Here is a 4,361-nt window from a genome sequence, read left to right as displayed (position 1 = left end):
ACACAGATAAAACACTCTCCAGGAAACCCGGGGCGGTTCAGGGCGGTTAATTCCACCGCTAAAGGTACAACGGAATGAAGTGATTGTGAATTATCGCTGAAAGACAAAAAATTACGCGCTCGCGAGTATGTTTAATAACTCAGTCAAAAGGCTGGATGTTTTGTTGCAATCATTTATCAGGAATAGCTTGCAACAAAACATGCCAAAAAGATGTGAATTATCCTCTTGTCAAAGGGCTTGGATAAAAATCTTCAGAGTTACGGTATAGCTGCAACTGGCGAGTTCGCGTATTGGTCTGTATGATCATACATGATAGCCATTCTGATTCAGAATAAGGGTCACTTAAATCCTGAACAACCTCATTTGAAAGGATTAATTCACATTCTTTGTCCCTAAAATCCAGCCAGGCTCGTTGTGATTTTTTAAGCAAGTTAAGTTGTTCAGTATCAAGTTTTTTTGCACCTGTGCGTGGCACTTGTTCTATATAACGATAAGCTTCACCATAGGCTTTATTTAATTGCGCATCGACGAGATTGTATTCTTGTCGCAGGCATGATTTGATCACGTTAATGTCAGTATCATCATCTGAATTTTTTTGCCAACAATCTTTGATGGCTGAAGTGTCATGGTCGTTTACTATAACCGTATCTTCTGCGTAAGCCTGGCAAGAGATAATGCCTAATGTTAATACAAGAAATTTAAACACTGCGGTATTCCTTAAATTGAACCGTTATCGTTTTCCTGGGCCTGGATATTACGCTTCTGGCCTCTTACTCAACAGTGAGAAAACAATGGCATGTCCGTTTTCAGAATACATTTAGATGGCAATAAAAAAGCCTGATCGGCTAACCCTGATCAGGCTTCACTCTCACGAAAAATCGATTACATACGCTCTACAGTCTCAATACCCAGCGTATCCAGACCCAGCTTCAGCGTCTTCGCTGTCAGTTGTGCCAGTTTCAGACGGCTGTTACGCACTTCTTCGTTTTCTGCGCTGAGGATCGGGCAGTGCTCGTAGAAGCCAGAGAACAGACCGGCCAGATCGTACAGGTAAGCACACATTACATGCGGCGTGCCTTCACGGGCAACCACGGTGAGGGTTTCTTCAAACTGCAGCAGGCGAGCTGCCAGTTGCGCTTCACGATCTTCACGGATGATTACCGGAGCTGCAGCCAGTTGCTCTTCGTTAATTTCTGCTTTACGGAACACGGACAATACACGCGTGTAAGCATACTGCATGTATGGCGCGGTATTACCCTCAAACGCCAGCATGTTGTCCCAGTCGAAGATGTAGTCCGTGGTGCGGTTTTTGGAGAGATCCGCATATTTCACCGCACCAATACCAACCGCGTTAGCCAGTTTTTCCAGCTCGTCAGCTGGCATATCCGGGTTCTTTTCTGCCACCAGACGACGTGCACGCTCCAGGGCTTCATCCAGCAGGTCTGCCAGTTTCACTGTACCACCCGCGCGGGTTTTGAACGGTTTGCCGTCTTTACCCAGCATCATGCCGAACATGTGGTGTTCCAGCGGTACGGATTCCGGTACATAGCCTGCTTTACGGACGATCGCCCATGCCTGCATCAGGTGTTGATGCTGACGGGAGTCGATGTAATACAGCACGCGATCGGCATGCAGTGTTTCATAACGATATTTCGCACAGGCGATATCAGTGGTGGTGTAGAGATAGCCGCCATCTTTCTTCTGAATGATCACGCCCATCGGTTCGCCTTCCTTGTTTTTAAACTCATCAAGGAATACGACGGTCGCCCCTTCGCTTTCTACTGCCAGACCTTTGGCTTTGAGATCCGCCACAATTCCTGGCAGCATTGGGTTGTAGAGGCTTTCGCCCATCACGTCATCACGGGTCAGCGTCACGTTGAGACGATCGTAAGTGATCTGGTTCTGCGTCATGGTGATGTCGACCAGTTTGCGCCACATCTCGCGGAAATATTCGTCACCGCTTTGCAGTTTTACCACGTAGTTACGTGCACGCTCGGCAAACTCTTCATCTTCGTCGTAATGCTTTTTCGCATCGCGGTAGAAACCTTCAAGGTCAGCCAGCTCCATTTCACCGGCGTTTTCCTGCTGCTGCTTTTCCAGCCATGCAATCAGCATACCGAACTGAGTGCCCCAGTCGCCGACGTGGTTTGCGCGAATCACTTTGTGACCGAGGAACTCCAGAGTACGCACTGCTGCGTCACCAATAATGGTAGAGCGCAGGTGACCGACGTGCATCTCTTTCGCCACGTTTGGCGCAGAGTAGTCAACCACAATGGTCTGTTTTTCTGGCGTAGCAACACCGAGACGATCGGACGCCAGCGCCTGCTGAACATGTTCAGCCAGGAATGCCGGATCAAGGAAAATGTTGATAAAGCCTGGACCGGCGATCTCAACTTTGCTGGCGATACCGTTAAGATCCAGATGAGTCAGCACCTGCTCTGCTAATTGTCGCGGTGCCATACCCAGTTTTTTAGCAACTGCCATCATGCCGTTAGCCTGATAGTCGCCGAACTGAACTTTTGCTGACTGACGAATCTGCGGTTCGCAATCCGCAGGCGCGCCTGCCGCAATCATGGCCTGACGGACTTTTTCTGAGAGAAGAGCCTGAATATTCACCGGAATACCTTACATTGATGAAGCGAGCAAAAATTGCCCGCACCAGTTAAAGAAATTAGGGCGGGAGTATACTGCAAATGGCTGTTTTCGTCAGCAACGTGCGCGTGGCGTATTGCCGTTTTCACTATTGCATCAGAAGCGGCGTGAAATCAGCGGTTGGTTGGCACAGGGCAACAGGGTAAATTAACGCTTTTACTGAAAGACGAAGAGTGATTATGGCGAACTGGCAATCTATCGACGAGCTGCAGGATATTGCATCGGATTTACCGCGATTTACCCACGCATTAGATGAACTTTCCCGCCGTCTGGGGTTGGATATCACTCCGCTGACTGCCGATCACATTTCTTTGCGTTGCCATCAAAACGTCACCGCTGAGCGCTGGCGTCGCGGTTTTGAACAGTGTGGCGAGCTTTTGTCAGAAAATATGATCAATGGCAGACCGATTTGTCTGTTTAAATTGCATGAACCGGTACAGGTTGCGCACTGGCAGTTTTCCAATGTGGAGCTACCGTGGCCCGGGGAAAAACGTTACCCACACGAAGGTTGGGAACATATTGAAATCGTTCTGCCGGGTGATCCAGAAACGCTGAATGCCCGTGCGCTGGCATTGCTTTCTGATGAAGGACTCAGCCTACCGGGGATCTCAGTTAAAACCAGTTCACCAAAAGGTGAGCATGAGCGATTACCGAATCCGACGCTGGCGGTCACCGATGGCAAAACAACTATTAAGTTTCATCCGTGGTCCATTGAAGAGATCGTTGCCAGCGAGCAGTCAGCGTAATTAAGGAGCAAAAATGGCATTACTGGAAATTTGCTGTTACAGCATGGAATGTGCACTAACGGCGCAGCAAAACGGCGCAGACAGAGTTGAATTATGCGCAGCCCCAAAAGAGGGGGGCTTAACGCCGTCGTTGGGGGTACTGAAATCCGTGCGCCAGCGGGTGACGATCCCTGTGCATCCGATAATTCGCCCACGCGGTGGTGATTTTTGCTACAGCGACGGTGAGTTTGCCGCCATTCTTGAGGATGTGCGCACGGTCCGCGAATTAGGTTTTCCTGGACTGGTGACGGGCGTTCTCGATGTTGACGGGAATGTCGATATGCCACGAATGGAAAAAATAATGGCTGCTGCCGGTCCGCTGGCAGTGACTTTTCATCGCGCCTTCGATATGTGCGCTAACCCTTTATATACACTCAATAATCTTGCGGAATTGGGCATTGCCCGGGTACTGACATCAGGGCAAAAATCAGACGCACTGCAAGGTTTATCAAAAATTATGGAACTTATTGCCCATCGTGATGCTCCAATCATTATGGCTGGAGCAGGAGTCCGTGCAGAAAACCTGCACCACTTCCTCGATGCCGGAGTGCTGGAAGTCCATAGCTCCGCGGGAGCGTGGCAAGCCTCACCGATGCGTTATCGTAATCAAGGATTGTCCATGTCATCAGATGAACACGCGGACGAGTATTCGCGTTATATCGTAGACGGGGCGGCGGTTGCTGAAATGAAAGGAATCATTGAACGCCATCAGGCCAAATGATTTTTACCGTTGCATCATGTCGCCCAATATGATGCTTGCTCGTACCAGGCCCCTGCAATTTCAACAGGGGCTTTTTTTTATCCCTGAGCAGTATAAAAAACGAACGATAACCGTGATCTGTTGAGCGGGTGACAGTGCGCATAGCGTTGTGGGTAATGCTGCCAACTTACTGATTTAGTGTATGATGATGATTTTAAGGTGCT

At 49.1% G+C, this 4,361-nt stretch carries 5 protein-coding genes and 1 pseudogene; 4 read left to right on the top strand and 2 right to left on the bottom strand.

Annotation, left to right across the window (positions count from 1 at the left end; all coding sequences use genetic code 11):
• Positions 1–34 precede the first annotated feature (34 nt).
• Positions 35–100 (top strand): annotated as a pseudogene (locus tag ACUU1M_RS18975) (flagellar protein FlhE); the annotation flags it as partial.
• A 117-nt stretch (positions 101–217) separates the two neighbouring features.
• On the opposite strand, the gene ACUU1M_RS18970 reads toward ACUU1M_RS18975, so the two are convergent.
• Positions 218–706, bottom strand: coding sequence for a lysozyme inhibitor LprI family protein (locus ACUU1M_RS18970; RefSeq protein WP_005075316.1), 489 nt, complete (start codon positions 704–706; stop codon positions 218–220).
• A 90-nt stretch (positions 707–796) separates the two neighbouring features.
• Between ACUU1M_RS18970 and ACUU1M_RS18965 the strand changes: the two genes are divergently transcribed.
• On the top strand, positions 797–841 hold the full coding sequence (locus ACUU1M_RS18965; protein ID WP_212734366.1) for a hypothetical protein: 45 nt from the start codon (positions 797–799) through the stop codon (positions 839–841).
• A gap of 41 nt (positions 842–882) precedes the next feature.
• On the opposite strand, the gene argS is transcribed toward ACUU1M_RS18965, so the two are convergent.
• The gene (gene argS / locus ACUU1M_RS18960) at positions 883–2,616 is read right to left on the bottom strand and encodes an arginine--tRNA ligase (RefSeq protein ID WP_001025293.1); all 1,734 of its coding nucleotides are present in this window, start codon (positions 2,614–2,616) and stop codon (positions 883–885) included.
• Positions 2,617–2,831: 215 nt separating this feature from the next.
• Between argS and ACUU1M_RS18955 the strand changes: the two genes are divergently transcribed.
• Both ACUU1M_RS18955 and cutC read left to right on the top strand, forming a co-directional pair.
• Positions 2,832–3,398, top strand: coding sequence for a VOC family protein (locus tag ACUU1M_RS18955; protein ID WP_005075312.1), 567 nt, complete (start codon positions 2,832–2,834; stop codon positions 3,396–3,398).
• Positions 3,399–3,411: 13 nt separating this feature from the next.
• Positions 3,412–4,158, top strand: a complete 747-nt coding sequence (gene cutC / locus ACUU1M_RS18950) for a copper homeostasis protein CutC (RefSeq protein ID WP_001185741.1) — start codon at positions 3,412–3,414, stop codon at positions 4,156–4,158.
• Positions 4,159–4,361 lie beyond the last annotated feature (203 nt).

The organism is Shigella sp. SIG6, assembly GCF_053555815.1.
This window is presented reverse-complemented; position numbering and strand designations above follow the sequence as displayed.

Bases quoted from the DNA above. Each gene is read 5' to 3' on its own strand.
- ACUU1M_RS18955 (WP_005075312.1), top strand. From the start codon at position 2,832: ATGGCGAACTGGCAATCTATCGACGAGCTGCAGGATATTGCATCGGAT.
- cutC (WP_001185741.1), top strand. From the start codon at position 3,412: ATGGCATTACTGGAAATTTGCTGTTACAGCATGGAATGTGCACTAACG.